26 protein-coding genes and 1 pseudogene are annotated in these 23430 nt (G+C 54.6%); 16 read left to right on the top strand and 11 right to left on the bottom strand.

The features are described from left to right. Nucleotides 1-430 precede the first annotated feature (430 nt). Nucleotides 431-1903, top strand: coding sequence for a glycine betaine/L-proline transporter ProP (gene proP, locus AC1UKS_RS13610; protein WP_265910128.1), 1473 nt, complete (start codon nt 431-433; stop codon nt 1901-1903). A gap of 58 nt (nt 1904-1961) precedes the next feature. On the opposite strand, the gene solA is transcribed toward proP, so the two are convergent. The 6 genes from solA to grxB form a co-directional block, all read right to left on the bottom strand. Beyond that, nucleotides 1962-3077 (bottom strand): N-methyl-L-tryptophan oxidase, encoded by a 1116-nt coding sequence (gene solA, locus AC1UKS_RS13605; RefSeq protein ID WP_482434034.1) that lies wholly within the window; start codon nt 3075-3077, stop codon nt 1962-1964. Between the two features lie 105 nt (nt 3078-3182). Further along, entirely contained in the window at nt 3183-3437 is a 255-nt protein-coding gene (gene bssS / locus AC1UKS_RS13600) for a biofilm formation regulator BssS (RefSeq protein WP_053145632.1), read from the bottom strand. Between the two features lie 256 nt (nt 3438-3693). Further along, a complete protein-coding gene (gene dinI, locus AC1UKS_RS13595) occupies nt 3694-3939 on the bottom strand; it encodes a DNA damage-inducible protein I (protein WP_013201648.1) in 246 nt (81 codons plus the stop codon). A gap of 81 nt (nt 3940-4020) precedes the next feature. Beyond that, nucleotides 4021-5067 carry a dihydroorotase gene (pyrC, locus tag AC1UKS_RS13590; protein WP_482434032.1) on the bottom strand — a complete coding sequence of 349 codons (1047 nt, stop codon included), beginning with the start codon at nt 5065-5067 and terminating at the stop codon, nt 4021-4023. Between the two features lie 164 nt (nt 5068-5231). Continuing rightward, nucleotides 5232-5798, bottom strand: coding sequence for a lipoprotein (locus tag AC1UKS_RS13585; protein WP_482434031.1), 567 nt, complete (start codon nt 5796-5798; stop codon nt 5232-5234). Between the two features lie 154 nt (nt 5799-5952). After that, entirely contained in the window at nt 5953-6600 is a 648-nt protein-coding gene (gene grxB / locus AC1UKS_RS13580; protein WP_053145626.1) for a glutaredoxin 2, read from the bottom strand. A 282-nt stretch (nt 6601-6882) separates the two neighbouring features. Here grxB and rimJ point away from each other — a divergent pair, with 282 nt between their 5' ends. The 4 genes from rimJ to murJ all read left to right on the top strand — a co-directional run bounded on the left by rimJ (nt 6883) and on the right by murJ (nt 10668). Further along, the gene (gene rimJ / locus AC1UKS_RS13575; RefSeq protein WP_013201652.1) at nt 6883-7473 is read left to right on the top strand and encodes a ribosomal protein S5-alanine N-acetyltransferase; all 591 of its coding nucleotides are present in this window, start codon (nt 6883-6885) and stop codon (nt 7471-7473) included. A gap of 4 nt (nt 7474-7477) precedes the next feature. Next, nucleotides 7478-8119, top strand: a complete 642-nt coding sequence (locus AC1UKS_RS13570; protein ID WP_482434029.1) for a DUF480 domain-containing protein — start codon at nt 7478-7480, stop codon at nt 8117-8119. 1 nt (nt 8120) lies between these two features. After that, complete coding sequence (locus AC1UKS_RS13565; protein ID WP_482434027.1) at nt 8121-9044, top strand: Gfo/Idh/MocA family protein; 924 nt, start codon at nt 8121-8123, stop codon at nt 9042-9044. Nucleotides 9045-9129: 85 nt separating this feature from the next. Further along, nucleotides 9130-10668, top strand: coding sequence for a murein biosynthesis integral membrane protein MurJ (murJ, locus tag AC1UKS_RS13560; protein WP_482434026.1), 1539 nt, complete (start codon nt 9130-9132; stop codon nt 10666-10668). Nucleotides 10669-10704: 36 nt separating this feature from the next. On the opposite strand, the gene AC1UKS_RS13555 is transcribed toward murJ, so the two are convergent. The 5 genes and pseudogenes from AC1UKS_RS13555 to flgA all read right to left on the bottom strand — a co-directional run bounded on the left by AC1UKS_RS13555 (nt 10705) and on the right by flgA (nt 13303). After that, nucleotides 10705-11043 carry a helix-turn-helix domain-containing protein gene (locus AC1UKS_RS13555; RefSeq protein WP_482434024.1) on the bottom strand — a complete coding sequence of 113 codons (339 nt, stop codon included), beginning with the start codon at nt 11041-11043 and terminating at the stop codon, nt 10705-10707. Then, nucleotides 11040-11302 (bottom strand): annotated as a pseudogene (locus AC1UKS_RS13550) (type II toxin-antitoxin system RelE/ParE family toxin). The gene AC1UKS_RS13555 and the pseudogene AC1UKS_RS13550 overlap by 4 nt, the downstream one beginning before the upstream one ends. 495 nt (nt 11303-11797) lie before the next feature. After that, nucleotides 11798-12229, bottom strand: a complete 432-nt coding sequence (gene flgN / locus AC1UKS_RS13545) for a flagellar export chaperone FlgN (RefSeq protein ID WP_482434023.1) — start codon at nt 12227-12229, stop codon at nt 11798-11800. Between the two features lie 4 nt (nt 12230-12233). After that, nucleotides 12234-12533 carry a flagellar biosynthesis anti-sigma factor FlgM gene (gene flgM, locus AC1UKS_RS13540; protein WP_013201658.1) on the bottom strand — a complete coding sequence of 100 codons (300 nt, stop codon included), beginning with the start codon at nt 12531-12533 and terminating at the stop codon, nt 12234-12236. A 101-nt stretch (nt 12534-12634) separates the two neighbouring features. Next, a complete protein-coding gene (gene flgA, locus AC1UKS_RS13535; protein ID WP_053145616.1) occupies nt 12635-13303 on the bottom strand; it encodes a flagellar basal body P-ring formation chaperone FlgA in 669 nt (222 codons plus the stop codon). A 157-nt stretch (nt 13304-13460) separates the two neighbouring features. On the opposite strand from flgA, the gene flgB reads away from it, so the two are divergent. The 11 genes from flgB to flgL all read left to right on the top strand — a co-directional run bounded on the left by flgB (nt 13461) and on the right by flgL (nt 23389). Then, nucleotides 13461-13874 (top strand): flagellar basal body rod protein FlgB, encoded by a 414-nt coding sequence (gene flgB / locus AC1UKS_RS13530; RefSeq protein WP_013201660.1) that lies wholly within the window; start codon nt 13461-13463, stop codon nt 13872-13874. 3 nt (nt 13875-13877) lie between these two features. Then, nucleotides 13878-14282, top strand: coding sequence for a flagellar basal body rod protein FlgC (gene flgC / locus AC1UKS_RS13525; protein ID WP_013201661.1), 405 nt, complete (start codon nt 13878-13880; stop codon nt 14280-14282). A gap of 11 nt (nt 14283-14293) precedes the next feature. Beyond that, on the top strand, nt 14294-14965 hold the full coding sequence (gene flgD / locus AC1UKS_RS13520; RefSeq protein WP_013201662.1) for a flagellar hook assembly protein FlgD: 672 nt from the start codon (nt 14294-14296) through the stop codon (nt 14963-14965). 29 nt (nt 14966-14994) lie between these two features. After that, nucleotides 14995-16239, top strand: a complete 1245-nt coding sequence (gene flgE, locus AC1UKS_RS13515) for a flagellar hook protein FlgE (RefSeq protein WP_482434021.1) — start codon at nt 14995-14997, stop codon at nt 16237-16239. Nucleotides 16240-16260: 21 nt separating this feature from the next. Next, on the top strand, nt 16261-17016 hold the full coding sequence (locus AC1UKS_RS13510; protein WP_013201664.1) for a flagellar basal body rod protein FlgF: 756 nt from the start codon (nt 16261-16263) through the stop codon (nt 17014-17016). 17 nt (nt 17017-17033) lie between these two features. After that, nucleotides 17034-17816, top strand: coding sequence for a flagellar basal-body rod protein FlgG (gene flgG / locus AC1UKS_RS13505; RefSeq protein ID WP_265910138.1), 783 nt, complete (start codon nt 17034-17036; stop codon nt 17814-17816). A gap of 66 nt (nt 17817-17882) precedes the next feature. After that, entirely contained in the window at nt 17883-18581 is a 699-nt protein-coding gene (locus AC1UKS_RS13500; protein WP_013201666.1) for a flagellar basal body L-ring protein FlgH, read from the top strand. An 11-nt stretch (nt 18582-18592) separates the two neighbouring features. Further along, on the top strand, nt 18593-19699 hold the full coding sequence (locus AC1UKS_RS13495; RefSeq protein WP_134823882.1) for a flagellar basal body P-ring protein FlgI: 1107 nt from the start codon (nt 18593-18595) through the stop codon (nt 19697-19699). Continuing rightward, a complete protein-coding gene (flgJ, locus tag AC1UKS_RS13490; RefSeq protein ID WP_482434019.1) occupies nt 19699-20637 on the top strand; it encodes a flagellar assembly peptidoglycan hydrolase FlgJ in 939 nt (312 codons plus the stop codon). Before AC1UKS_RS13495 ends, flgJ begins: the two co-directional genes overlap by 1 nt. A 118-nt stretch (nt 20638-20755) precedes the next feature. Beyond that, the gene (gene flgK, locus AC1UKS_RS13485) at nt 20756-22408 is read left to right on the top strand and encodes a flagellar hook-associated protein FlgK (RefSeq protein ID WP_482434017.1); all 1653 of its coding nucleotides are present in this window, start codon (nt 20756-20758) and stop codon (nt 22406-22408) included. Nucleotides 22409-22429: 21 nt separating this feature from the next. After that, nucleotides 22430-23389 (top strand): flagellar hook-associated protein FlgL, encoded by a 960-nt coding sequence (flgL, locus tag AC1UKS_RS13480; protein WP_013201670.1) that lies wholly within the window; start codon nt 22430-22432, stop codon nt 23387-23389. Nucleotides 23390-23430 lie beyond the last annotated feature (41 nt).

The raw sequence follows: 23430 nt of genomic DNA, 5'->3' as shown, positions 1-23430 counted from the left end.
GGTGGTGGGGCGTAGTGAGGGAATTAATGTCTATTTATTTGATGTTAAATTAAGTATTCGTCAGTGATTTGTCACTTTTCGTCAATGTTACCCGCTAAAATAAGTAATATTTTTTGATGTGTCTGCTTAAGGCGTAATGAAAATGAGTAGCTGATACCAGCAGTTTGTCTGCGGACTCTGGCGCAGATGTCTGAGAATCGGCATTTCTCTGGAGGTCTGTATGGTTTTTGAGGATAAATTCAGCGATAACGGTCACAAACTTGAAAAAATCCGGTCTGTCGTATAGAGTCAGTTACCGTAAAGAGATGTTGCTTATGTGTAAATCATCGTCTTATCCTGCTGCTTTATAGCTTTCTTTCCCTTCATTACTTCCATCCCGGCAACGAAAGCTATGACGCTGCTCTCTACATTCAGTCACTCCGGAGACCGTATGAGCACTGCATCAGATTCAAATAACAAGCTTAAGAAGCTTTTCTCACGGCACAAGAAGCCGAAAGAGCTGACCGTAGACGACATCACCATTGTTGATGGCGACATGCTTAAACGCGCGGTGGGCGCCGCAGCCTTGGGTAATGCCATGGAGTGGTTCGATTTCGGTGTCTACAGCTACCTGGCGGTCACCCTGGGGAAAGTCTTCTTCCCGGGCGGGGATGCTTCGGCGCAGCTGCTGGCAACTTTTGGTGCCTTTGCGGCAGCCTTCCTGGTTCGTCCGATTGGTGGACTGGTGTTTGGCCCGCTGGGTGACAAAATCGGCCGTCAGAAAGTGCTGGCGATTACCATGATCATGATGTCTATCGGTACTTTTTGTATCGGCATCATTCCGTCCTATGCCTCAATAGGTATTCTCGCGCCCATCCTGCTGCTGGCCGCCCGTCTGCTGCAGGGCTTCTCAACCGGTGGCGAATACGGCGGTGCGGCGACCTTTATTGCTGAATACTCCACCGATAACCGTCGCGGATTTATGGGCAGTTTCCTCGAATTTGGTACCCTGGGCGGCTATCTGCTGGGCGCCGGACTGGTCACCATCCTGACCGTCGCTATGCCGCAACAGACCTTGCTGGACTGGGGCTGGCGTATCCCGTTCTTTATCGCCGCGCCGTTGGGCCTGTTTGGTCTGTATATCCGCCTGAAGCTGGAAGAAACACCGGCGTTCCAGAAGCATATGGAGAAGCAGGAAGCCCTTGAGCAGAGCAAACCCCGTCTGACCCTGTGGCAGATGCTGAGCAAGTATCGTAAGCAGATGCTGAAATGTATCGGCCTGGTGCTGCTGTTCAACGTGTCGAACTACATGTTGACCTCCTATATGCCAAGCTACCTGACCGGTATCCTCGGCCTGAGCGAAATCAGCAGCCTGTTGCTGATCCTGGTGGTGATGTTTGTGATGATGCCGCTGACGCTGTTCTGGGGACACTGGAATGACCGTCTGGGCCGTCGTCCGGTGATCTGGGCCGGTGCAATCGGGCTGATTGTGATGGCGATTCCCTGCATGATGATGATTGGCACCGGCAATCTGTACCTGGTGTTCCTCGGTCTGATTATCCTTGGGGTGATCCATACCTGCTTCAGCGGCTCGATGCCGGCCACCTTACCGGCGCTGTTTGCTACCGATATCCGCTACAGCGCGCTGGCCATCGGCTTCAACCTCTCCGTTTCACTGTTTGGCGGCACCACACCGCTGATCACCACCTGGCTGGTGGAGAAAACGCACAATCTGATGATGCCGGCTTACTATCTGATGGGTGCTGGTGTGATTGGGGTGCTGACGGTGTTTACGCTGCGTGAAACCGCCCGTAAACCGCTGTCAGGATCGGCGCCTGCGGTGGCCACCGAAGCCGAGGCGCACTCGCTGGTGAAGAAGCTCCGTCTTCGTCAGCAGAAGAAAGAGGCTGACGCGTCGCGTTAACCGATAAGCCAGACAATAAAAAACCGTGCCTGGCCCGGTTTTTTATTGCCTGAAAACATTATTTAAAGCGCGAAAGCGAGAAGGGCGATAAATCAAATTCGGTATTTTTCTCTTGCGCAAACCCAGCGGCAATCTCACCTAATACGCTGGCAAATTTAAATCCGTGGCCGCTTAACCCGCTAATAATAAGCCGATCGGGCGAGCCGGGAAGTGTGTCGATAATAAAGTCTTCGTCCACCGTATTATCATAGGTACAGGCTTCGCCGCGCAGACAAACGCCAACACCCGGGAGGAAATGGCGAATGAAAGAAAACAGTTCGCTGCCATCTTCTTTTACCGAACCAAACGGTTTACGTTGTTCAGGTGCGCTAATCAGCTGACCGCCGTCATGACGGCCAATTTTAAGTGCGTTATTATCCGCCGGGAAACCGTAAAAATGGCTGCCGTCCGGCATTTCGCAGGTAAATGCCGGGAATTTATTATTTTCACTGTAGCGGCCATCGGCCTGATGCCAGGCGAACACCTTTCTTACTGGCGTGATGGGCAACTCGGGTAGCAAGGTTTTTACCCAGGTGCCGGCGCTCAGCAGCAGCTTACGGCCACTGTAAGTGCCATCTGCCGTATGCACATGCTGCAATCCATCACGCTCTTCCAGCGCGTCGACGCCGCAGTTGAACAGCTGGGCACAACCGGCTTCGCGCGCCAGGCGGATCAGCTGGCGAACCGCCACTTCAGATTTCAGGTAACCGGACTGCGGCTCAAAAATGCCGGTATAGCCATCGGGGACCGTGATCTGCGGCCAGCGAGTCATCACCTGCTCACCGCTAAGGGTCTCAACGTTCAGGGAGAAGGCTTGCGCGCTCTGGCTGACGTTACGAATAAATTCAGAGGTTTCCGGGGCCAGATTGATGATACCGCTGCGGTGCATAATGCGTTCACCACAGGCGGTTTCCAGCTCATCCCACAGCTGTTGCGCGCGTAAAACCATTGGGACGTAGCGGGCACCCTCACCATAAGCATGGCGGATCAGGCGTGACTCACCGTGGTGGCTACCCTCGCTGTGCGGCGGATGCGCACGGTCAATCATCAGCACTTTCAGGCCGGCCTGCGTTGCGTACCAGCCGGCGGCGGCACCTACCGACCCACTTCCCACCACAATTAAATCGTAAACCATCTGCACCGGTTCCTTTGTTGATCAGGCAATCCGTGCAGGATAGCAAAATGTAGCAGGAATGAAAAAGGCACCCTTAGGGTGCCTTAGAGAGTAAACCAACAGGATTTAATGCTTTTTATAATCGCGATCTACGTAGTCTGTTGCTTCAATCTTTGCTATGCCAGCTTCGAGAATGGAGATAAATTGTCTGGCAACATCGGTGGTTAACCAGTAAGTCTGACCGACTTCTGCGTCTTCACTTTGCTGCTCGTTCGACGTTAATGAATGAAGACGGATCATCATGGCATCGTAAGAATCTACAGTACTGATATCCCACCCAATGAGGGGATGTGTCTGGATTACGTCTTTGTTTCTGTCCATTATAACCCCCTTATTACTCGTGTTAATGATGACAACGAAGTGATTTATCGAGGTTCAATGCGGCTTTTTTTCATAGAGCAAAGTAATTATAACAGGGATTTTAATTCTCGCAGGCGGAAAATTTATGGCGAAAGGAGAAGAGAGTTTGATTAAAGATTTTAAATAAGCGGTAACGATGAACAAATAATGCGCAAAAAAGATAAAAAAGCCGGATGGCGAAACCCGGCAAACAACGGCAAAAAAGGAGAGAAAAGCGCTAGTCGGTAATAAACCAGTCGTCGGCACTTTCCCAGGTTTCCTGCAGAATTTCAGTGATGCGATCTTTGGCCTCTTTGCCACCGCCCATCACCGTCAGATTATTTCCTCCGGCATAGCGAACCGAAACGCTGTTGCTGGATTCAGGGAACTGTTTGTCGATACGTTTAACCAGCTCAGAAGAGAGCGCATCAATTGCGCCAGCAGGAAGAGAAGTGGTTTTTGCTACAGTGACTTCAATACGCATAAAAGCCTCCGAATAAGATACTGTAAATATATACAGTAATCTCATGGGAGGCAATCATTTAATGCAGGTTGTTCGATTGGATTACAGCTCGACGGTCCAGTTCAGGGTTTCACCGGCAAGGAAAGGCACCAGCGTGTGCTCGCCAAGGGCGATACTGTCAGCGACTTTCCACGGTTTGCGAACCAGCGTAATGGTGCCTTCGTTCAGCGGCAGACCGTAGAAACGTGGGCCGTTTTCGGAGCAGAAGGCTTCGAAATGCTGCAGCGCATCCATCTCTTCAAACACCGTGGCATACGCCGGCAGAGAAGACGGGGCGTTGAACACACCGGCACAGCCACAGCTGGCTTCTTTCAGATGCCGCAGGTGCGGCGCGGTGTCGGTTCCGAGGAAGAAGCGATCGTTTCCGGTTGCCACGACTTTACGCAACGCTTCCTGATGCACATTCCTTTTAAGGATCGGCAGGCAGTACAGATGCGGGCGAACGCCGCCAACCAGCATATGGTTACGGTTAAACATCAGATGCTGAGGGGTAATGGTCGCGGCGAGGAAACGATTGCCTTCTTCAACATAGGCAGCCGCTTCTTTGGTGGTGATATGCTCAAACACCACTTTCAACTCCGGGTACTGCTTACGCAGCGGCTCCATCACCGTTTCAATAAAGCGCGCTTCGCGATCGAAGATATCGATCGTGGCGGCAGTGACTTCACCGTGGATCAACAATGGCATACCGATCTTCTGCATACGCTCCAGCACGGTGGCGATGCTGGCGATATTGGTCACGCCGTGGCTGGAGTTCGTGGTCGCATGTGCCGGATACAGCTTGGCGGCGGTAAACACGCCTTCGCTGAAGCCTTTTTCCACTTCATCCGCATCCAGTGAATCGGTCAGATAGCAGGTCATCAGTGGGGTGAAGTGATGCCCGTCAGGGAGTGCATCCAGAATACGATTGCGATAAGCAATGGCGGCAGCAACGCTGGTGACCGGTGGCACCAGGTTTGGCATCACAATCGCCCGGCCATTGACCTCGCTGGTAAAGGGCAGCACGGTTTTCAGCATCTCATCGTCACGCAGATGAATATGCCAGTCGTCAGGACGGCGAATGATAAGTTGCTGAGGTTGTGCGGTCATTTTGCTGCTCCGGCAGAAGTGAAATCGGGTTGGCGATTTAGCCGGGTACTAAGCATAGGGATAAAGGCAGGCGAATGCACCTGCTTTGTGTGCGGCAGGGGGAAATTAGCGTTTCAGCCCGCGCTGAGCCGACAAAGGGCACAGCGCGGGCTGAAACGGCAGGATTACTGGCTAACGAAGGGGATAATTAGCTTGCCCGGCTTCACTTCCAGCCCTTTGGCGAAGCGTTTGGCCAGCGACTCGGCCTTGCTGCGATCGGTGCTCAGCACATAAGCCGGTTTCTGATTAAAGTAATCCTTCAGCGACTGGTTCAGGTAAGGCGTCAGGGTTTTCAGAATGCCCTGCATCTTTTCAGGCTGGACCTGAACGTCGACCAGTTCCATATCCTTCAGGAAGATGGCGCCTTGTTCTTTATCAAAGAACGGCTGCGCTTTCATCGTCAAGGTCATGTTCGCCTGCTGTGGGCCGAAAAGTGAACTGATGTTGACCTTCGCGTTGCCTGAAAGAGTAACCTTATTCGGCTCTGCGCGGCCAATCTGGCTGCTGAGATCGGTCAGCACAATGTGGGCATCGACCAGACCGGCCACGCCAATCTGCTTCTCGTAGTTATTGTGTTTTGCCAGCGCCTGGTTCACTTCCTGTTCGCTGATGCTGTACTGCGTCAATTGATTACAGCCGGTCAGCAAACCGACCAGCAGCAGGGCGCACAGCCCGAAAAATGCTTTGTTCATGGTTATCCTCTGTCTACTAATCGTCAGCAACCCTTCTGACGTGAGGTAATAGAGTGCCCGACAATGGCAACGGAGTCACCAGGACAAAGGGTAAACGGCAGGGAAAAAAAGTGTGAGGAAATGCAGCAGGGCCACGAATGTGGCCCCCGGATAATCAGGACGCGATCGAGGACAACAGCGTGACCTGCGTCTGTTTGGCCATATTGTCACGGTAGTCCGCCACGCGGCTTGGGTACTCCACGCCTGCGATCAGCGACAGCGAACGCAGCACCGGGAACAGATGAATATCATCCATCGACAGCTCACCGTTGACCGCATTGGCTTTGACAATCAGCTTATCCAGCTTACGCAAGTCATCGTTCACGTTCTTGATGTAGCCTTCAGCATGCAGTTTCAGCTCGGCAAAACTGCCCAGATTCGCTTCTTTCTTCTCTTTGAAATAACGGCGGGCTTCCGGCGTAGCGAATTCAGCAAACGGTGCCTCAGCAATGCGTGGCAGCAACAGCTTATTCAGATAGCTGTTGATGTGGCGCAGCCAGTCAGAAATCGCCGGATTGGTTTTACCGGTCAGCAGCGGCTCGCGATCCTTATTATCAATGTAATGCACGATATCCAGGCTCTCAGGCATGCAGCTGCCGTCTTCTTTCATCAGGATAGGCGCCATCTTTTGCCCAATCAGCTTCTTCGGCAAGGCTTCATCGTCGCTCAGCATCACCACCAGTTCGACTGGCAGATTTTTCAGGCCGAAAATCATGCGGGCTTTTACACAGAATGGGCAGTGATCGTAGATATAAAGTTTCAAGAACGCCTCCTTACAGCGGTGACGGCGGGCGGGCCGCCATCAATCATTTGAATGCATTAGGGAAGTATGGAAGAGATCCCAGCACAGGGCAAACTGCGACCGGACATTACTTGTGCAAAAGAGATTTTCGGAAATTTTATGCGCATTATTTTACCGGTCACTGCCCTGGCGGTTATAGTGGTTTGTAAGCGCAGAAAATGTCGGCCATGTGGCCCAGGCTAAGCAGTTCTGCTGTGCGGGTTGCCCCGCTTAAATCCTTTATCGGCCGGATCAGGAGAGAAGATGTTTGGCTATCGTTCCGCTGCCCCGAAAGTCCGCCTGACTACTGACAGGCTGGTGGTTCGTCTTGTTCATGAACGCGATGCCTGGCGTCTGGCGGATTACTATGCTGAAAACCGGGCTTTTCTGAAACCCTGGGAACCGATCCGCGATGAAAGCCACTGTTATCCGTCTGGCTGGCAGGCGCGTCTGGGCCTGATTGCCGAAATGCATAAACAGGGCAATGCGTTCTATTTTGTGGTGATGGATCCTGAAGAGAATGAAGTGCGTGGCGTGGCGAATTTCAGCAACGTGGTGCGTGGCTCATTCCATGCCTGTTATCTGGGCTATTCGCTGGGCGAGAAATGGCAAGGGCAGGGGATGATGTTTGAAGCCCTGCAGTCTGCAATCCGCTATATGCAGCGCCAGCAGCGTATGCACCGCATTATGGCCAACTATATGCCGCATAACCAACGCAGCGGCGATCTGCTCGCCCGATTAGGTTTTGAAAAAGAAGGCTATGCCAAAGCGTATTTACTGATTGATGGACGCTGGCAGGATCACGTGCTGACTGCGCTGACCGCCAAAGAATGGACACCTGAACGTCGCGGATAACTTAATGAAAATTCACCTTTCGGCCGTAGAGGCCCGCATTATTGGCTGCCTGCTGGAAAAGCAGGTCACCACGCCCGATCAATATCCGATGTCACTGAATGGCGTAGTGACGGCCTGTAATCAAAAATCTAACCGTGAGCCGGTGCTGTCGCTGTCTGAAGTCAGCGTGCAGGACACGCTGGATATGCTGGTGAAAAAGCATCTGGCCACCCCGCAAAGCGGTTCTGGTCAGCGGGTAGTGAAGTACGAACACCGTTTTTGTAATTCCGAGTTTGGTCAGCTGAAGTTTACGGCGGGTGAACTGGCTCTGATCGCCACTTTGTTGCTGCGCGGCGCGCAAACCCCTGGCGAGTTGCGCACCCGCAGCACGCGTCTGCATGAGTTTGCCGATATGGCCGAAGTGGAACAGGCGCTGCAGGCGCTGTCTTCGCGTGAAGACGGCCCATTCGTGGTCCGATTAACGCGTGAGCCCGGCAAGCGTGAAAGCCGCTATATGCATCTGTTCAGTGGTGAAGTCGATGAGGCCGCTTTGGCGTCAAACGACGTCCCACAGGAAAATGACGACCTGCGTGAACGTGTCGCAGAGCTGGAAAGACAAATGGCTGAGATTATGCAGATTCTGGCACGACTAACCGGGGAAGTCTGAGATGACGGCATTGAAAGTGGGCATTATTGGTCTCGGTGGCATCGCGCAGAAGGCGTGGTTGCCGGTGATCACGCAAACCGCCGGCTGGGAGATTGCCGGCGCGTTCTCACCCAATCAGCAAAAAGCACGGGTGATTTGCGACAGCTATCGCATTCCTCTATTGAGCAGCGTGGCTGAGGTGGCGGCGGCCAGCGATGCGGTCTTTGTGCATACCTCAACCGCCAGCCACTTCAGCATTGTTAAAGAACTGCTGATGGCGGATGTGGATGTCTGCGTCGATAAACCGCTGGCAGCGAAACTCAGCGAGGCAGAACAGTTGGTCGAACTGGCTCACCGGCGGGGACGCAAGCTGATGGTGGCCTTTAACCGTCGCTTTGCGCCGCGTTATCTGCAGCTGAAGGATCATCTTGGCAGCCTGGCGTCGCTGCGCATGGATAAGCACCGCAGTGACAGCGTGGGGCCGCACGATCTGTTTTTCACGCTGCTGGACGACTATCTGCATGTGGTCGACACCGCGTTGTGGCTGAGCGGCGGCAAAGGGAAGCTGCAGAGCGGCAGCCTGCAGACCACCGATGCCGGCGAAATGCTCTATGCCGAACACCATTTTTCTCAGGATGACATTCATATCACCACCAGCATGCATCGCCGTGCCGGCAGCCAGCGGGAATCGGTGCGTGCCGTGACCGATGGCAGCCTGTTGCTGGTCGATGAGATGCGCGATTTCCATCTGGAAACGGCCGGTAAGCTGGTGGTCGATCCGATCCCCGGCTGGCAAACCACCCTTGAGCAGCGAGGCTTTGCCGGCGCGGCGCAGCACTTTATCGCCTGCGCACAAAATCAGACAATGCCGCAAACCTCCGGAGAGCAGGCGCTGATGGCGCAGCGGGTGGTGGAAAAGCTCTGGCGAGAGATTGACCGGGAATAATCCGCTGTAACAAAGCAGTGTGGTGATTTGCCGCAACATCAGTAAACTGTGCCCGAGATATTTCAAGCCAAAAAACCGGAAGAACATGAACCTGTTGAAATCGTTGGCAGCGGTCAGCTCCATGACCCTGTTTTCGCGCGTGCTGGGATTTGCCCGCGATGCCATTGTGGCAAGAGTTTTTGGGGCGGGAATGGCGACGGACGCCTTCTTTGTGGCGTTCAAACTGCCTAACCTGCTGCGGCGTATTTTTGCCGAAGGCGCGTTCTCCCAGGCCTTCGTGCCGATCCTCGCCGAATACAAAAGCAAGCAGGGCGAAGAAGCGACCAAAGTTTTCGTGGCCTATGTTTCCGGGTTACTGACGCTGGCGCTGGCGATTATCACCATCGCCGGGATGCTGGCCGCTCCCTGGGTGATTCTGGTGACCGCGCCAGGCTTTGCCGATACGGCGGATAAATTTGCCTTAACCTCCGCGCTGCTGCGCGTCACCTTCCCCTATATCTTCCTGATTTCTCTCGCCTCGCTGGCCGGCGCGATCCTGAATACCTGGAACCGCTTCTCGGTTCCGGCCTTTGCGCCTACCTTGCTGAACGTCAGCATGATCGGTTTTGCCCTGTTTGCCGCACCGCATTTCCATCCGCCGGTGATGGCGCTGGCGTGGGCGGTCGTTGCCGGCGGCGTGCTGCAGTTAGGCTATCAGCTGCCGCATCTGAGGAAGATTGGCATGCTGGTGCTGCCGCGTCTGAACCTGAAAGATGCTGGCGTCTGGCGAGTGATGCGCCAGATGGGCCCGGCGATCCTCGGGGTGTCTGTCAGCCAGATCTCGCTGATTATCAACACCATTTTTGCCTCTTTCCTGGTGTCCGGTTCCGTCTCCTGGATGTACTACGCAGACCGTCTGATGGAGTTCCCGTCCGGCGTGCTGGGCGTGGCGCTGGGCACCATTTTGCTGCCTTCGCTGGCAAAAAGTTTCTCCAGCGGCAATCACGATGAATATTCCCGCCTGATGGACTGGGGATTACGGCTCTGTTTTGTGCTGGCGTTACCCTGTGCGGTGGCGCTGGGCATCCTGGCAAAACCGTTAACCGTCGCCTTATTCCAGTACGGCAAATTCAGCGCGTTCGATGCCTCCATGACTCAGCGCGCGCTGGTGGCGTATTCGGTCGGTCTGATGGGCATTATAGTGGTGAAGGTGCTGGCACCGGGCTTCTATTCACGTCAGAACATCAAAACGCCGGTCAGGATTGCCATCGCCACCTTAATTATGACGCAGCTGATGAACCTGGCGTTTATTGGCCCGCTGAAACATGCCGGTCTGTCGCTGTCGATTGGTTTGGGTGCCTGCCTGAATGCGGCGCTGCTTTACTGGCAGTTGCGTAAGCAGAAGATCTTCCATCCTCAGCCAGGCTGGAGCGGTTTCCTGCTGCGTTTGTTTATCGGTGTGGCGGTCATGGCGGCGGCACTGTTGGGCATGTTGCATGTGATGCCAGACTGGGCGACCGGTAATATGCTGTCGCGGCTGTTACGTCTGGCCGGCGTCTGTGCCGTTGGCGGCGCGGTGTTCTTTGCGGTGCTGGCAGTGCTCGGTTTCCGCGTGAAGGACTTTGCCCGTCAAACTCAGGTCTGATAAAAAAATAAACCCCGCTCATGCGGGGTTTATTTTTTACTCGATAGTCATCTTGACGTGTTTGCCTGTACTGGCAACCATCGTCACTAAAGAGTCCAACGTAAATTTTTCTGTCTTCTGATTAACAACATCTGATACACGAGGCCGTGAGATATGGAGCAATTTTGCTGCTTCACTCTGTTTATGCCCCTTGTCTTCCATCCAATCTGAGATTACGCTCATTAATTGCCTTTTCATGGCCTTGGTTTGAGCAATATCGTCTTTGGATTTGGCCAGTAGCATTTCTGCTTCAGAAGGTTCAAAACCCAGTTCGGCAAAAATATTACCGCCCGCTTTAGTAGTGTGGCGTGACGTAGTATCAATTTTATCAGTCATAATTCTCTCCGCTCAGCAACTACGGCTCTATAGCGTGCTTTAATTATTGCTACGTCAGATGGACTCGTCTTCTGCGTTTTTTTTAAAAAACTGTGTAGCACATAGACTGCCTCTGCAAATTTCGCAATATAAACAACGCGATATGATTTACATTATCCTCAAGCCGAATTTCAATAACACCGGCACCCCAGTCGTTTATTCTTTTAAAATCACGAGGGTCTTCATCATGTCGCACTCTTCCCAGTTCAAAACCGGCGATCCTTTTGGCATCCTCGGGAAACGCTAAGAGGTCGTTGTACGATTAACCTCGCCAGTCAATTGCTTTTTCACCCATCCTTGAGCGTCCCTTTACACAGTGTTTATGTATAAAATTTTATACACCCACATTACAAAGAGCAAGTTCCTTTACTGGCGCAGTTCATTTCATCTGGCCTGACTAATTGGATTGGGGTGAAAGTGTTACGGGCTGGCGTTTAGGTGCGGAGAGGAGGGGGTTGCTTTCTGGCGGCTACATGGGTACGAGGAATAAACATTCGTCAAACGCAATCAAGCCGGGTATTCCTGGCCTTAAGGAAGGCCTGGCAATAGTGCTCTAAAAAATACCCGGCCACGCGTAGAGGGTTCTCACTAAGGGCTATGCGCATTTCGCCCAATATAGTTGAATATATCCGGATTACACCGCCTCATAGTGCAAATGTCGCATCGATGATGCAGGCCTTGCCTGGCTGGGGTTGCTAATTTTTTGAAACCCAGCCTACACTTTACGGCTGATAAAACTGCTGGTGGTCGCCTGGCCATCCGGGCCGTAAAACTTCTGAGTCTGGTGCGGCTTTAATACGTCCAGCGCCTGCTCGGTAAAGACAATCTGGTGATTCAGCAGCAATCCATTATGCAGATTGGTATCGCGCAGCTTCACGGTCTGCTCCTGAATATCTGCCCAACGGCGGCCCATATCAGGATTGAGGCTGTAAGGGGCATGCAGCCCGGCCTCTTTTTCCGCATCACGGCGCATTTGCTCAATAAAATTGAGCGTCGCCAACAGAGAGTTTTTATCTTCGGTAATGCGTTGCAATAAGCTGCTATTGATCTGACCGCCCGAGAGCTGTTGTTGCTCGGCTGTCATTACGTCGGCCAGACTTTTCAACACTTCCAGCATTTTATCAAGCGCGGTCAGCAGCTTCTGCATTTACTTAGTTACCTTCTAAAGAATCTTTTGCCTGCTGAATCAGGGCATCGGCAATTTTGCCGGTATCCATCTTCAATTCGCCATTGCGAATAGCTGTTTTTAACTCTTCAACACGGGCGGTGTTGATGTCTTGTGAACTGGCCTTGGTCAGCTGAGACTGTGCGCCGCTCAGAACAACCTGAGTGCCGGCTTCAGTGGTTTTGCTGCTTTCTGCCGGACGCGCTTTCGGTGCCGCTGTTTCGCTGGTATCGCGAGGTTGCACGGTTGCTGCCGGTTTCAGAGGTTGAGTTCTGTCAATGCTCATTATTTGACTCCTGTATGCTCAGGCGGTATGTCGACCTGATAGCTAAGTGTACTATGTCTGTTATTAACACTATCGGCAGAACTGAACCCTTCTTTAGTGCTTTATAGCGTTATAAGAATAATCCCATCCGCCCCGACTTTTCCACTGACTATCTGACCTGAACTCATCCTCACCCGAACCAGCTGCGCGGTGGTGGCGTTGTTCATTGCGCGCCCCTCACTGCTGATACTAAAACCGCCGCCGTTGGCCGTCACCGTCACGTTCTGACCGGCTTTCACCCGCCATGGCTGCCTGACCATCATCAGCGTCAGCGGCTGGCCAGGAATGATATCCCGCAGCGCCACGGCATCGGTCACTTCCTCTGCCGACATCACCGTTCTGGCGGGCAGGGTATCTAATCTGCCGCGCTGAATTTTCACATCGTCGGCGGTCAGGGTGCCACCACGGATCACCTGGCGGGCCGCGACCAGATAGTCGCCGGTCACCTGCACCTGAACCTGAATATAACGCCGGTTTTGATCGCAGTTGGCGGCCACGCTCATATTGCCCCACATCCGGCTGTTGCCCGGTAGAGAGAATTGCGGCGCGGCACAGTCCGGCCACTGCGACTGCGGCGTTTTGACCACCACGGAGAGAGTATCGGCATTCTGGCCGGTTTCCCCATAGCGGGATTTAAAAAATTGATTGAGTTGAGCCGTTAAGTCGCCCGCACTGGCCGACAGGGTCACCAGGCCCAGCAAACTCACCCACAAGGCTGTCATTCCCCGCATTCTCGCTTCTCCCATAAATCAAACTGGCACTGATTCTACTGCAGGCCGGTTCAGGTCAAGGCGCAAAATAGCAACATAATTTAGCGCTATTCAGACGATGACTATTGCGTGCCTTGTTTATTCTGTCAGCTCTGAATTTTCATTTTGCGGAGGAAGCATGCTCGACAAACTGGACGCGGCACTACGGTTTAACACCGAAGCTTTAAACCTGCGTGCCCAGCGGCAGGAGATCCTGGCATCCAACATCGCCAATGCTGATACGCCAGGCTATCAGGCTCGCGATATCGATTTCGCCAGTCAGATGAATAAGGTGATGGAGCAGGGGCGTGCGGAAGGATCGGGACTGTCGCTGGCGGTGACGTCAGCACGCCATATTCCCGCGGAAACGCTGCAGCCCGCCTCTATCGATCTGATGTACCGGGTTCCGGACCAGCCTGCGATGGATGGCAACACGGTTGATATGGATCGCGAACGTACTCAGTTCGCGGACAACAGCCTGAAATACCAAACCGACCTGACCGTGATCAGCGGTCAGATCAAAAGCATGATGGCCGTGCTACAGGGGCAATAATTTATGGCTTTACTGAATATTTTTGATATCGCCGGGTCCGCCATGAACGCCCAGTCACAACGTCTGAACGTCAGCGCCAGTAACCTGGCCAACGCCGACAGTGTGACCGGGCCGGATGGTCAGCCTTATGTCGCCAAGCAGGTCGTTTTCCAGACGGATGCGGTTCCAGGTTCACCGACCGGGGGGGTACGCGTTGCTCAGGTTGTTGACGATCCGACGCCAGCCAAGCTGGTGTACGAACCGGGCAACCCAATGGCGGATGCCAAGGGCTACGTGAAAATGCCTAACGTCGATGTAGTCGGGGAAACGGTCAACACCATGTCCGCGTCACGCAGCTATCAGGCCAACGTGGAAGTGTTGAATACCGTCAAACAAATGATGATGAAAACCCTGACGATGGGTCAATAAGGAGCAGGCTGATGGGCATTGCAGTTGGCGTCAATGAGAAACTTGATAATTCCTCCATCACTACCGCCGCGTCGACTACCGACACGTCGGCAGCGGACCTGCAAAGTAACTTCCTGACGCTGTTGGTCACCCAGTTACAGAACCAGGATCCCACCAATCCGATGGATAACAGTCAGCTGACCACCCAGCTGGCGCAAATCAATACCCTGAGCGGCATTGAAAAACTGAACACCACGCTGGGATCGATTTCCGGCCAGATCAACAGCGGACAGTCTTTGCAGGCGACCACGCTGATTGGTCACGGTGTGATGGTCGATGGCACCCAGGTGCTGGTCGGCAGCGGGCAGACCACGCCGTTTGGCGTGAGCCTGGAGCAGGCGTCTACTGCGACCACCGCAACCATTACTGATTCATCCGGCAAGGTGGTGCAAACCATCAATCTGGGCGGTCTGAGCGCCGGCGTGCATACCTTCTCATGGGATGGCAGCACCGCCGACGGCACCACCGCGGCAGACGGTAAATACAGCGTTTCACTGAGCGCCAGCAACGCATCCGGGCAACTGGTTACGCAGCCGCTGAATTATGCGCTGGTTAATGGGGTGACTAACGACACGAGCGGTGCCGTTTTAGACCTCGGCACGATGGGTACCACTACCGTCGCGAATGTTCGTCAGATTATTTAACAACTTAACCCTCTCTCAGGAGTGAATACATGGCATTTTCACAGGCAGTCAGCGGCTTAAACGCCGCGTCCAGTAACCTTGATGTAATCGGCAACAACATCGCCAACTCCGCAACGGTCGGCTTTAAATCCGCCACCGTTTCTTTTGCCGACATGTTTGCTGACTCTAAAGTGGGCCTGGGCGTTAAGGTGGCTGCGGTAACTCAGGACTTTAACGACGGTACCACCACCTCTACCAGCCGTGGCCTCGACGTGGCGATCAGCCAGTCTGGCTTCTTCCGTATGACCGATACCAGCGGCGCGGTGTACTACAGCCGTAACGGCCAGTTCACCCTGGACGCTAACCGCAATATCGTTAACGCCGACGGCCTGCAGTTGACCGGCTACCCGGCAACCGGTACGCCGCCAACCGTGCAGACCGGTGCTAACCCGGTGGCCTTGAACGTGCCAACCACCGCGATGTCAGCAAAAGCCACTACCGCTGCGGCGCTGGTTGCCAACCTGAACTCCACTGACAGCACACCAACCAAAGACTGGGCAACCACCAATACCGACCTGTCCAGTATTGACGTTGATACCTACAACAGCAAAGCGACGATGACCACCTATGACTCGCTGGGTAACGAACACAACATCAACCTGTATTACGTTAAAACCGGTGATAACAGCTGGAAAATGTATCCGGTTGATGGCACCACTGGCAAGAGCGCTGCAGGCACCGGTGCCAACGCCGATGGTAGCTACAATGTGACCTTCAACTCGAGCGGCCAGATGACCAGCCCGACCGCCACCGTACAGCTCGCCACCGCGACGCTGAATGGCTCGGCAGCAGGCACCTTCAACCTGAACCTGGCCGGCAGCCAGCAGCAGAACACCGGCACCAGCACCTTCGGTAACCCAACGCAGGATGGCTACAAGCCAGGTGACCTGACCAGCTACCAGATCAACAACGACGGCACCGTCGTCGGCACCTACTCGAATGAGCAGACGCAGACGCTGGGTCAGATCGCTCTGGCTAACTTCGCTAACCCGGAAGGCCTGAAGTCTGAAGGTAACAACGTCTGGTCTGCCACTAACTCTTCTGGCCAGGCGCTGGTGGGGCTTGCCGGTACCGGTAACCTCGGCACCCTGACCGCAGGCGCGCTGGAGTCTTCCAACGTCGATCTGAGTAAAGAGCTGGTGAACATGATCGTGGCACAGCGTAACTATCAGTCTAACGCCCAGACCATCAAAACTCAGGACCAGATCCTCAACACCCTGGTCAACTTGCGTTAATCCGGCTAACAGGATCGTCTTATGGATCACGCGATATATACCGCAATGGGGGCTGCCAGTCAGACCCTCGAGCAGCAGGCAGTGACGGCGAGCAACCTCGCCAACGCCTCCACACCGGGCTTTCGTGCGCAGCTGAACGCGCTGCGCGCCGTGCCGGTGGAAGGTCTGTCGCTGCCAACCCGTACGCTGGTGACGGCTTCTACCCCTGGGGCAGACACCTCCCAGGGATCTCTCGACTACACCGAGCGCCCACTGGACGTGGCTGTCCGTGAAGACGGCTGGCTGTCAGTGCGCGCGCCGGATGGGACGGAAGCCTATACCCGCAACGGTAATATGGAACTGAACCCGGCCGGTCAGCTGACCATTCAGGGCAACCTGGTGATGGGCGACGGTGGACCGATTGCCGTGCCGCAGGGTTCGGAAGTGACCATTGCTGCTGACGGCTCTATTACCGCGCTGAACCCGGGCGATCCGCCGAATGCCACCGTCCAGTTGGGCCGTCTGAAACTGGTGAAGGCTGTCGGTTCAGAAGTGACGCGCGGCGATGACGGTTTATTCCGTCTCACCGCGACCGCTCAGGCACAACGTGGTGCCGTCCTGCAAACCGATCCCACCATTCAGGTGATGCCCGGTGTGCTGGAAGGCAGCAACGTCAAACCGGTTGAAACCATGGTCGATATGATCGCCAACGCACGCCGCTTCGAGATGCAAATGAAAGTGATCTCAAGCGTCGATGAGAATGAACAACGCGCTAACCAGCTGCTGTCAATGAGCTAAGCGCAGAGGAAATCACTATGATCCGTTCCCTATGGATTGCCAAAACCGGTCTTGACGCTCAGCAAACCAATATGGACGTCATCTCGAACAACCTGGCAAACGTAAGCACCAACGGCTTTAAACGCCAGCGCGCCGTGTTCGAAGACCTGATGTACCAGACCATTCGTCAGCCAGGCGCCCAGTCGTCTGAGCAGACCACCTTACCGTCAGGTATGCAGCTGGGTACCGGTGTTCGTCCGGTCGCCACCGAGCGTTTGCACACCCAGGGTAACCTGAACAAAACCGACTCGTCGAAAGACGTGGCGATCAGCGGTCAGGGTTATTTCCAGGTGCAGATGCCAGACGGCACCCTGGCCTATACCCGTGACGGCTCTTTCCAGACTGACCAGAACGGCCAGCTGGTGACCAACGGCGGCTTCCCGGTTCAGCCGGCGATCACCATTCCGGCGAATGCCTTAAGCATGACTATCGGCCGTGACGGCGTGGTCAGCGTAACGCAGCAGGGCCAGACGCAGCCGGTGCAGGTTGGGCAGTTAACCCTCAGTACCTTTATTAACGATGCGGGCCTGGAAAGTAAGGGTGAGAACCTTTATCAGGAAACGCAGGCTTCCGGTGCACCCACCGACAGTACGCCAGGCAACAACGGCGCCGGTCTGCTGTATCAGGGCTATGTGGAAACCTCCAACGTTAACGTCGCCGAAGAGCTGGTCAGCATGATCCAGACTCAGCGCGCTTACGAGATCAACAGTAAAGCAATCAGCACGTCCGATCAGATGCTGGCCAAACTGACGCAGTTGTAATGCCAATGTGGTCGGGTTCGCCCGACCCTGAATAAAAGAACTCTCATTATTAAAGGTAGTGATTCCATGGCGAAGCAAATCCCAATGCCTGGACGTTTGTTGGTAGCCTCGTTGCTGCTGACACTTAACGGTTGTGCTCTAGTACCCCGTACGCCACTGGTCGAAGGTTCGACAACGGCCCAGCCGCTGCCTGCTTCGCCGCCGGTTGTTAACGGCTCTATTTTCCAGGGGTTGATGCCGATGAACTACGGCTATCAACCGCTGTTTGAAGACCGTCGGCCACGTAACATTGGCGACACGCTGACCATTACCCTGCAAGAGAACGTCAGTGCGAGCAAAAGCTCCACGGCAAGTGCAGGACGCGACGGCAGCACCACGCTCGGTCTGACCGTGCCAAGTTCTCTGACCGGCCTGTTGGGCGGTGATAAAACCAATATCGATGCCTCCGGCAAAAATGACTTTGCAGGTAAAGGTGGCGCGACGGCCAACAACACCTTTACCGGCACCATCACCGTTACCGTCAATCAGGTGCTGCCGAACGGCAACCTGAAAGTGGTCGGTGAAAAGCAGATTGAAATTAACCAGGGAACGGAATTTATCCGCTTCTCGGGCGTGGTTAACCCTCGCACCATCAGCGGCAGCAACGCCGTGGTGTCGACTCAGGTTGCGGATGCCCGCATTGAATACGTCGGTAACGGCTACATCAATGAAGCGCAGACGATGGGTTGGCTACAAAGGTTCTTCCTGAACCTGTCACCGTATTAAGAGGTTCCACCATGCGTAAGATGATTTTTCGTTTCACCCTGCTGCTGCTGGCTGGCTTCAGTGCTTTTGCCAACGCCGATCGCATCCGCGATCTGACCACCGTCGGCGGCGTCCGTGAAAACCAGCTGATCGGTTATGGCCTGGTTGTCGGGCTGGATGGTTCGGGTGACCAGACCACCCAGACCCCGTTCACCACCCAGAGTCTGAACAACATGTTGTCCCAGTTAGGCATTACCGTGCCGGCTGGCACCAACATGCAGTTGAAAAACGTGGCGGCGGTGATGGTGACCGGCAAGCTGCCGGCTTTCGGTCGTCAGGGACAAAACATCGACGTGGTGGTTTCCTCAATGGGTAACGCCAAAAGCCTGCGCGGCGGCACCCTGCTGATGACCCCGTTGAAGGGCGTCGACAACCAGGTTTATGCGCTGGCGCAGGGTAATATTCTGGTGGGCGGGGCAGGGGCGTCCGCGGGCGGCAGCAGCGTCACCGTCAACCAGGTAAACGGCGGTCGTATCACCGGTGGAGCGACCATTGAACGCGAGCTGCCGAACAACTTCGGCACTTCCAGCGTGATCAACCTGTTCCTGAATGAAGAAGACTTCAGCATGGCGCAGCGGATCACCGATGCCATTAACGCGCGCAGTGGTTACGGCTCGGCGCAGGCGCTGGACGGTCGTACCGTACAGGTGCAGGTTTCCGCTAATGGCACCTCGCAGGTGCGCCTGCTGGCCGATATTCAGAACATCGATGTTTCCGTGCCGATTATGGACGCTAAAGTGATCATCAACTCGCGTACCGGCTCAGTGGTGATGAACCGCGAAGTGCAGCTGAGCAGCTGTGCCATCGCGCAGGGTAACCTGTCAGTCACCGTCAACCAGTCGCAGAACGTCAGTCAGCCGAATACGCCGTTTGGTGGTGGTCAGACCGTGGTGACGCCGCAGACGCAGATCGATCTGCGCCAGAGTGGCGGAGCGCTGCAAAGCGTCAATGCCAGCGCCAACCTCAACAGCGTCGTGCGTGCCCTGAATGCGCTGGGTGCCACGCCAATCGATCTGATGTCTATCCTGCAATCCATGCAGAGTGCCGGTTGCCTGCACGCAAAACTGGAAATTATCTGATGAGCGATTCCCAATCTCTGATGGGCGCGGCGTATGACAGCCGCTCACTGAACAACCTGAAGCGCGAAGCCAGCGGTGACCCGAAGACCCATGCCCGGGAAGTCGCGAAGCAGGTCGAAGGGATGTTCGTACAAATGATGTTGAAAAGTATGCGTCAGGCGCTGCCGCAGGATGGCCTGCTAAGCACCGAGCAAACGCGTCTTTATACCTCGATGTACGATCAGCAGATTGGGCAACAGATTGCATCCAAAGGGCTGGGCCTCGCTGACATGATGGTCAAGCAGATAGAGCAGGCGGCACCGCTGGATGAGAAAGCCGGCACCGTGCCGATGCTGCTGGATAAAGGCTTTATCAACACGCTGCCGCCGCTGGCGATGGAACAGCTGGTGCGCAAGGCCGTTCCGCGCCTGCCGGCGTCTGATGCCACCATGAGCGGTGACAGCAGCGACTTTATTTCCCAGCTCTCCCAGCCCGCTAAGATGGCGAGTGCGGAAAGTGGCATCCCTCATCACCTGATCCTTGCCCAGGCGGCGCTGGAATCCGGCTGGGGACAGCGTCAGATCCGCACCGCTGAAGGCAAGCCAAGCTATAACGTGTTTGGTATTAAAGCCTCGGCGAACTGGCAGGGAAAAACCACCGAAATTACTACCACCGAATATGAGAATGGCGAAGCGAAAAAGGTGAAGGCCAAATTCCGCGTTTATGACTCCTATTTCGATGCGCTGAATGACTACGTCAAGCTGATCGCCAATAACCCGCGATACAGCGCCGTGACCACTGCCGCCACGCCGGAGCAGGGCGCTAAAGCCTTGCAGGAAGCGGGTTATGCCACCGATCCGAAGTATGCCCAAAAGCTGGTCGGCATGATCCAGCAGTTTAAAAATATGGGCGAAAAAGTCGTCAAGGCTTACAGCCAGGATATTGGTGATTTGTTCTGATTTTTACTCAAGTTTGTCCCGGTTTTACCGATAACCTTTTCAGGCCGGATTTGTGTTAAAGCACCCCGGCGACTTTTAATGCCGGCCCGTGCTGTGTCAGGGTAAACAAGGAACCGACATGTCTAACTTAATTAATACCGCATTAAGCGGGATAAACGCGGCTTCGGCAGCGTTGAATACCACCAGTAACAACATCAGTAATTACAGCGTTGCGGGCTATTCACGTCAGACGACGGTCCTTGCTCAGGCCAGCAGCACGCTAAGCGGGACAAACTACTACGGAAACGGTGTTTCCGTTGCCAGCGTCAACCGTGAATATGATGCGTTCATCACCAATCAGCTGCGCGCGGCCAGCACGCAGTCCAGCGCACTGACCACGCAATATAATCAGCTGTCGAACATTGATGATATGTTCTCCAGCACCACCAATACGCTGTCGACTAACATCCAGGATTTCTTCTCCTCGATTCAGACGCTGGTCAGCAATGCTGACGATGCGTCTGCGCGTCAGGCGGTATTGGGCAAGGCCAGCGGCCTGGTAAACCAGCTTCAGGTGTCAGATACCTATCTGCGCAACCTCGACAGCAGCCTGAATACCTCCGTGTCGTCCACAGTCGATCAGGTCAATAGCTACGCCAAACAGATCGCCAACGTGAACCAGCAGATCGCCAAGCTGAAAGGCTCTGGCGACGGCAACCCACCGAACGATTTGCTGGATCAGCGCGATCAGCTGGTCAGCAACCTGAATAACCTGGTGGGCGTTACCGTCAGCCAGCAGGACGGCGGCAGTTATAACATCAGCATCGGCAACGGCATCTCGCTGGTCACCGGCGACAGCTACAACACGCTGGCAGCCGTCCCATCCAGCAGCGATCCAAGCCGGTTGACCATTGCGTCGGTGAATCCAACCACTGGCGCAACCAGTGAAATTCCTGAAAAGCTGGTGACCACCGGTTCACTCGGCGGCTTACTGGCTTTCCGCAGCGACCTGGATAACACCCGTAATCAATTAGGTCAGCTGGCGATGGCGCTGGGCTCCAGCTTTAACACCCAGCATGAAGCCGGTTATGACAGCAACGGTGATGCCGGTGAAGCCTTCTTTAATCTGGGCAGCCCGGCGGTGATCTCCAATACCAAGAACACCACCACCGCCTCAGTGAGTGCGCAATGGACCGATACCAGCAAGGTTCAGGCCTCAAACTACAAGGTCAGCTACGACGGCACCAACTGGAGCGTGACCCGCAATTCAGATAACGCCAGCATCACGCCGACCATGGGCACCGACACCAACGGCAAGGCCACCCTGAGCTTCGATGGCTTGCAGCTGACGGTAAGTGGTTCGCCGGCCAAGAATGACAGCTTCCTGGTGAAACCTGTTGCTGACGTCGTGGTAAACATGGGCGTCAATATTACCGATGAGTCTAAAGTTGCCGCAGCCGGTGCCGATGATGGTGTCAGTGATAACACCAACGCCCAGTCGTTGCTGGATCTGCAAACCAAAAACGTCATAACCGGATCAAAAACGCTGACGCAAAGCTACGCCAGTATGGTTGCGGATATCGGTAACAAAACCAGTAACCTGGAAACCACCAGCACCACCCAGACCAACGTCGTGACGCAGCTGACCAATCAGCAGCAGTCAATCTCCGGCGTAAACCTGGATGAAGAATACGGCAACCTGACGCGTTATCAGCAGTATTACACTGCCAATGCCCAGGTCATTCAAACCGCCAGCACCATTTTTGACGCGCTGATCAGCGCCGTTAGCTGATGACAGAATAAGGAGTTCATGATGCGACTCAGTACTGCCCAAATCTATGATCAACAGATGCGTGGGATCTCAAGTTCTCAGGCCAGCTGGTTGAAAGTGGGCGAGCAACTCTCTTCAGGAAAGCGGGTTGTGAATCCGTCTGATGATCCTGTCGCTGCCGCGCAAGCGGTGGTGCTGTCACAGGCTCAGGCACAAACCAGCCAGTATTCTACGGCCAGGGGTTTTGCCACCAACAACATCTCGCAGGAAGAAACCAACCTGCAGCAGGTGACCAGCGTTGTTCAGCAGGCGCAAACCATCGTGGTTGCAGCAGCAAACGGCACCTTATCTGATGATGACCGCGCGTCTTATGCGCAGCAGTTGACCGGGATCCGTGACCAGTTGCTGAACCTGGCGAACACCACTGACGGCAACGGCCGTTACATGTTTGCCGGCTATCAGACCGATAAAGCACCGTTCACTCAGGATGCTAACGGGGATGTGACCTATGTCGGTGGCGATACGCCAATCAGCCAGAAAGTTGACTCTAACCGCACCATGGTCACCAACCATACCGGTAGCCAGGTCTTTACGTCACTGACCAGCAACCCAACGGCTGAGCCGGACGGCAGCGCCAGTGAGAGCAATATCTTTACCACGCTGAATACCGCGATTAAAGCGCTGAACACTCCGCTGGAAAGCGCGGACCAGGCGACGTCAGATGCGGCTTCTGCCGCACTGGATAAGACCAACCGTGGCTTGAAGAACTCGCTGAACAACGTGCTTGCTGTGCGTTCAGTACTGGGTACGCAGTTGACCGAGCTGGACAACCTGGACTCGAAAGGCGATGACACCAAGGTGAATCAGGCTACGCAGATGAGCAATCTGGTCGATGTTGACTACACCAGTGCCATCTCGTCCTACACCATGCAGCAGACGGCATTGCAGGCCTCATATAAAGTCTTTACCGACATGTCCAGCATGTCACTGTTCAAAATGTAATTAAAGCTTCACCAATTTTGAACGTGCTTAAACCGGGTACG

The sequence above is a fragment of the Erwinia sp. AK-PDG3-5 genome (assembly GCF_056821705.1).
The sequence above is the reverse complement of the archived record's forward strand: the minus strand, read 5'-3'. Positions and strand labels throughout refer to the sequence as shown.

What these genes read in the sequence shown, in the direction of transcription:
- flgD (WP_013201662.1), top strand. Translation starts at nt 14,294, where the DNA reads ATGGGCATTGCAGTTGGCGTCAATGAGAAACTTGATAATTCCTCCATC.
- AC1UKS_RS13555 (WP_482434024.1), bottom strand. Translation starts at nt 11,043, where the DNA reads ATGACTGATAAAATTGATACTACGTCACGCCACACTACTAAAGCGGGC.
- AC1UKS_RS13570 (WP_482434029.1), top strand. Translation starts at nt 7,478, where the DNA reads ATGAAAATTCACCTTTCGGCCGTAGAGGCCCGCATTATTGGCTGCCTG.
- AC1UKS_RS13510 (WP_013201664.1), top strand. Translation starts at nt 16,261, where the DNA reads ATGGATCACGCGATATATACCGCAATGGGGGCTGCCAGTCAGACCCTC.
- flgC (WP_013201661.1), top strand. Translation starts at nt 13,878, where the DNA reads ATGGCTTTACTGAATATTTTTGATATCGCCGGGTCCGCCATGAACGCC.
- AC1UKS_RS13500 (WP_013201666.1), top strand. Translation starts at nt 17,883, where the DNA reads ATGGCGAAGCAAATCCCAATGCCTGGACGTTTGTTGGTAGCCTCGTTG.
- solA (WP_482434034.1), bottom strand. Translation starts at nt 3,077, where the DNA reads ATGGTTTACGATTTAATTGTGGTGGGAAGTGGGTCGGTAGGTGCCGCC.
- flgL (WP_013201670.1), top strand. Translation starts at nt 22,430, where the DNA reads ATGCGACTCAGTACTGCCCAAATCTATGATCAACAGATGCGTGGGATC.
- flgE (WP_482434021.1), top strand. Translation starts at nt 14,995, where the DNA reads ATGGCATTTTCACAGGCAGTCAGCGGCTTAAACGCCGCGTCCAGTAAC.
- flgN (WP_482434023.1), bottom strand. Translation starts at nt 12,229, where the DNA reads ATGCAGAAGCTGCTGACCGCGCTTGATAAAATGCTGGAAGTGTTGAAA.
- AC1UKS_RS13565 (WP_482434027.1), top strand. Translation starts at nt 8,121, where the DNA reads ATGACGGCATTGAAAGTGGGCATTATTGGTCTCGGTGGCATCGCGCAG.
- AC1UKS_RS13495 (WP_134823882.1), top strand. Translation starts at nt 18,593, where the DNA reads ATGCGTAAGATGATTTTTCGTTTCACCCTGCTGCTGCTGGCTGGCTTC.
- flgG (WP_265910138.1), top strand. Translation starts at nt 17,034, where the DNA reads ATGATCCGTTCCCTATGGATTGCCAAAACCGGTCTTGACGCTCAGCAA.
- AC1UKS_RS13585 (WP_482434031.1), bottom strand. Translation starts at nt 5,798, where the DNA reads ATGAACAAAGCATTTTTCGGGCTGTGCGCCCTGCTGCTGGTCGGTTTG.
- murJ (WP_482434026.1), top strand. Translation starts at nt 9,130, where the DNA reads ATGAACCTGTTGAAATCGTTGGCAGCGGTCAGCTCCATGACCCTGTTT.
- flgM (WP_013201658.1), bottom strand. Translation starts at nt 12,533, where the DNA reads ATGAGCATTGACAGAACTCAACCTCTGAAACCGGCAGCAACCGTGCAA.
- pyrC (WP_482434032.1), bottom strand. Translation starts at nt 5,067, where the DNA reads ATGACCGCACAACCTCAGCAACTTATCATTCGCCGTCCTGACGACTGG.
- flgJ (WP_482434019.1), top strand. Translation starts at nt 19,699, where the DNA reads ATGAGCGATTCCCAATCTCTGATGGGCGCGGCGTATGACAGCCGCTCA.
- proP (WP_265910128.1), top strand. Translation starts at nt 431, where the DNA reads ATGAGCACTGCATCAGATTCAAATAACAAGCTTAAGAAGCTTTTCTCA.
- dinI (WP_013201648.1), bottom strand. Translation starts at nt 3,939, where the DNA reads ATGCGTATTGAAGTCACTGTAGCAAAAACCACTTCTCTTCCTGCTGGC.
- rimJ (WP_013201652.1), top strand. Translation starts at nt 6,883, where the DNA reads ATGTTTGGCTATCGTTCCGCTGCCCCGAAAGTCCGCCTGACTACTGAC.
- flgK (WP_482434017.1), top strand. Translation starts at nt 20,756, where the DNA reads ATGTCTAACTTAATTAATACCGCATTAAGCGGGATAAACGCGGCTTCG.
- bssS (WP_053145632.1), bottom strand. Translation starts at nt 3,437, where the DNA reads ATGGACAGAAACAAAGACGTAATCCAGACACATCCCCTCATTGGGTGG.
- flgB (WP_013201660.1), top strand. Translation starts at nt 13,461, where the DNA reads ATGCTCGACAAACTGGACGCGGCACTACGGTTTAACACCGAAGCTTTA.
- flgA (WP_053145616.1), bottom strand. Translation starts at nt 13,303, where the DNA reads ATGCGGGGAATGACAGCCTTGTGGGTGAGTTTGCTGGGCCTGGTGACC.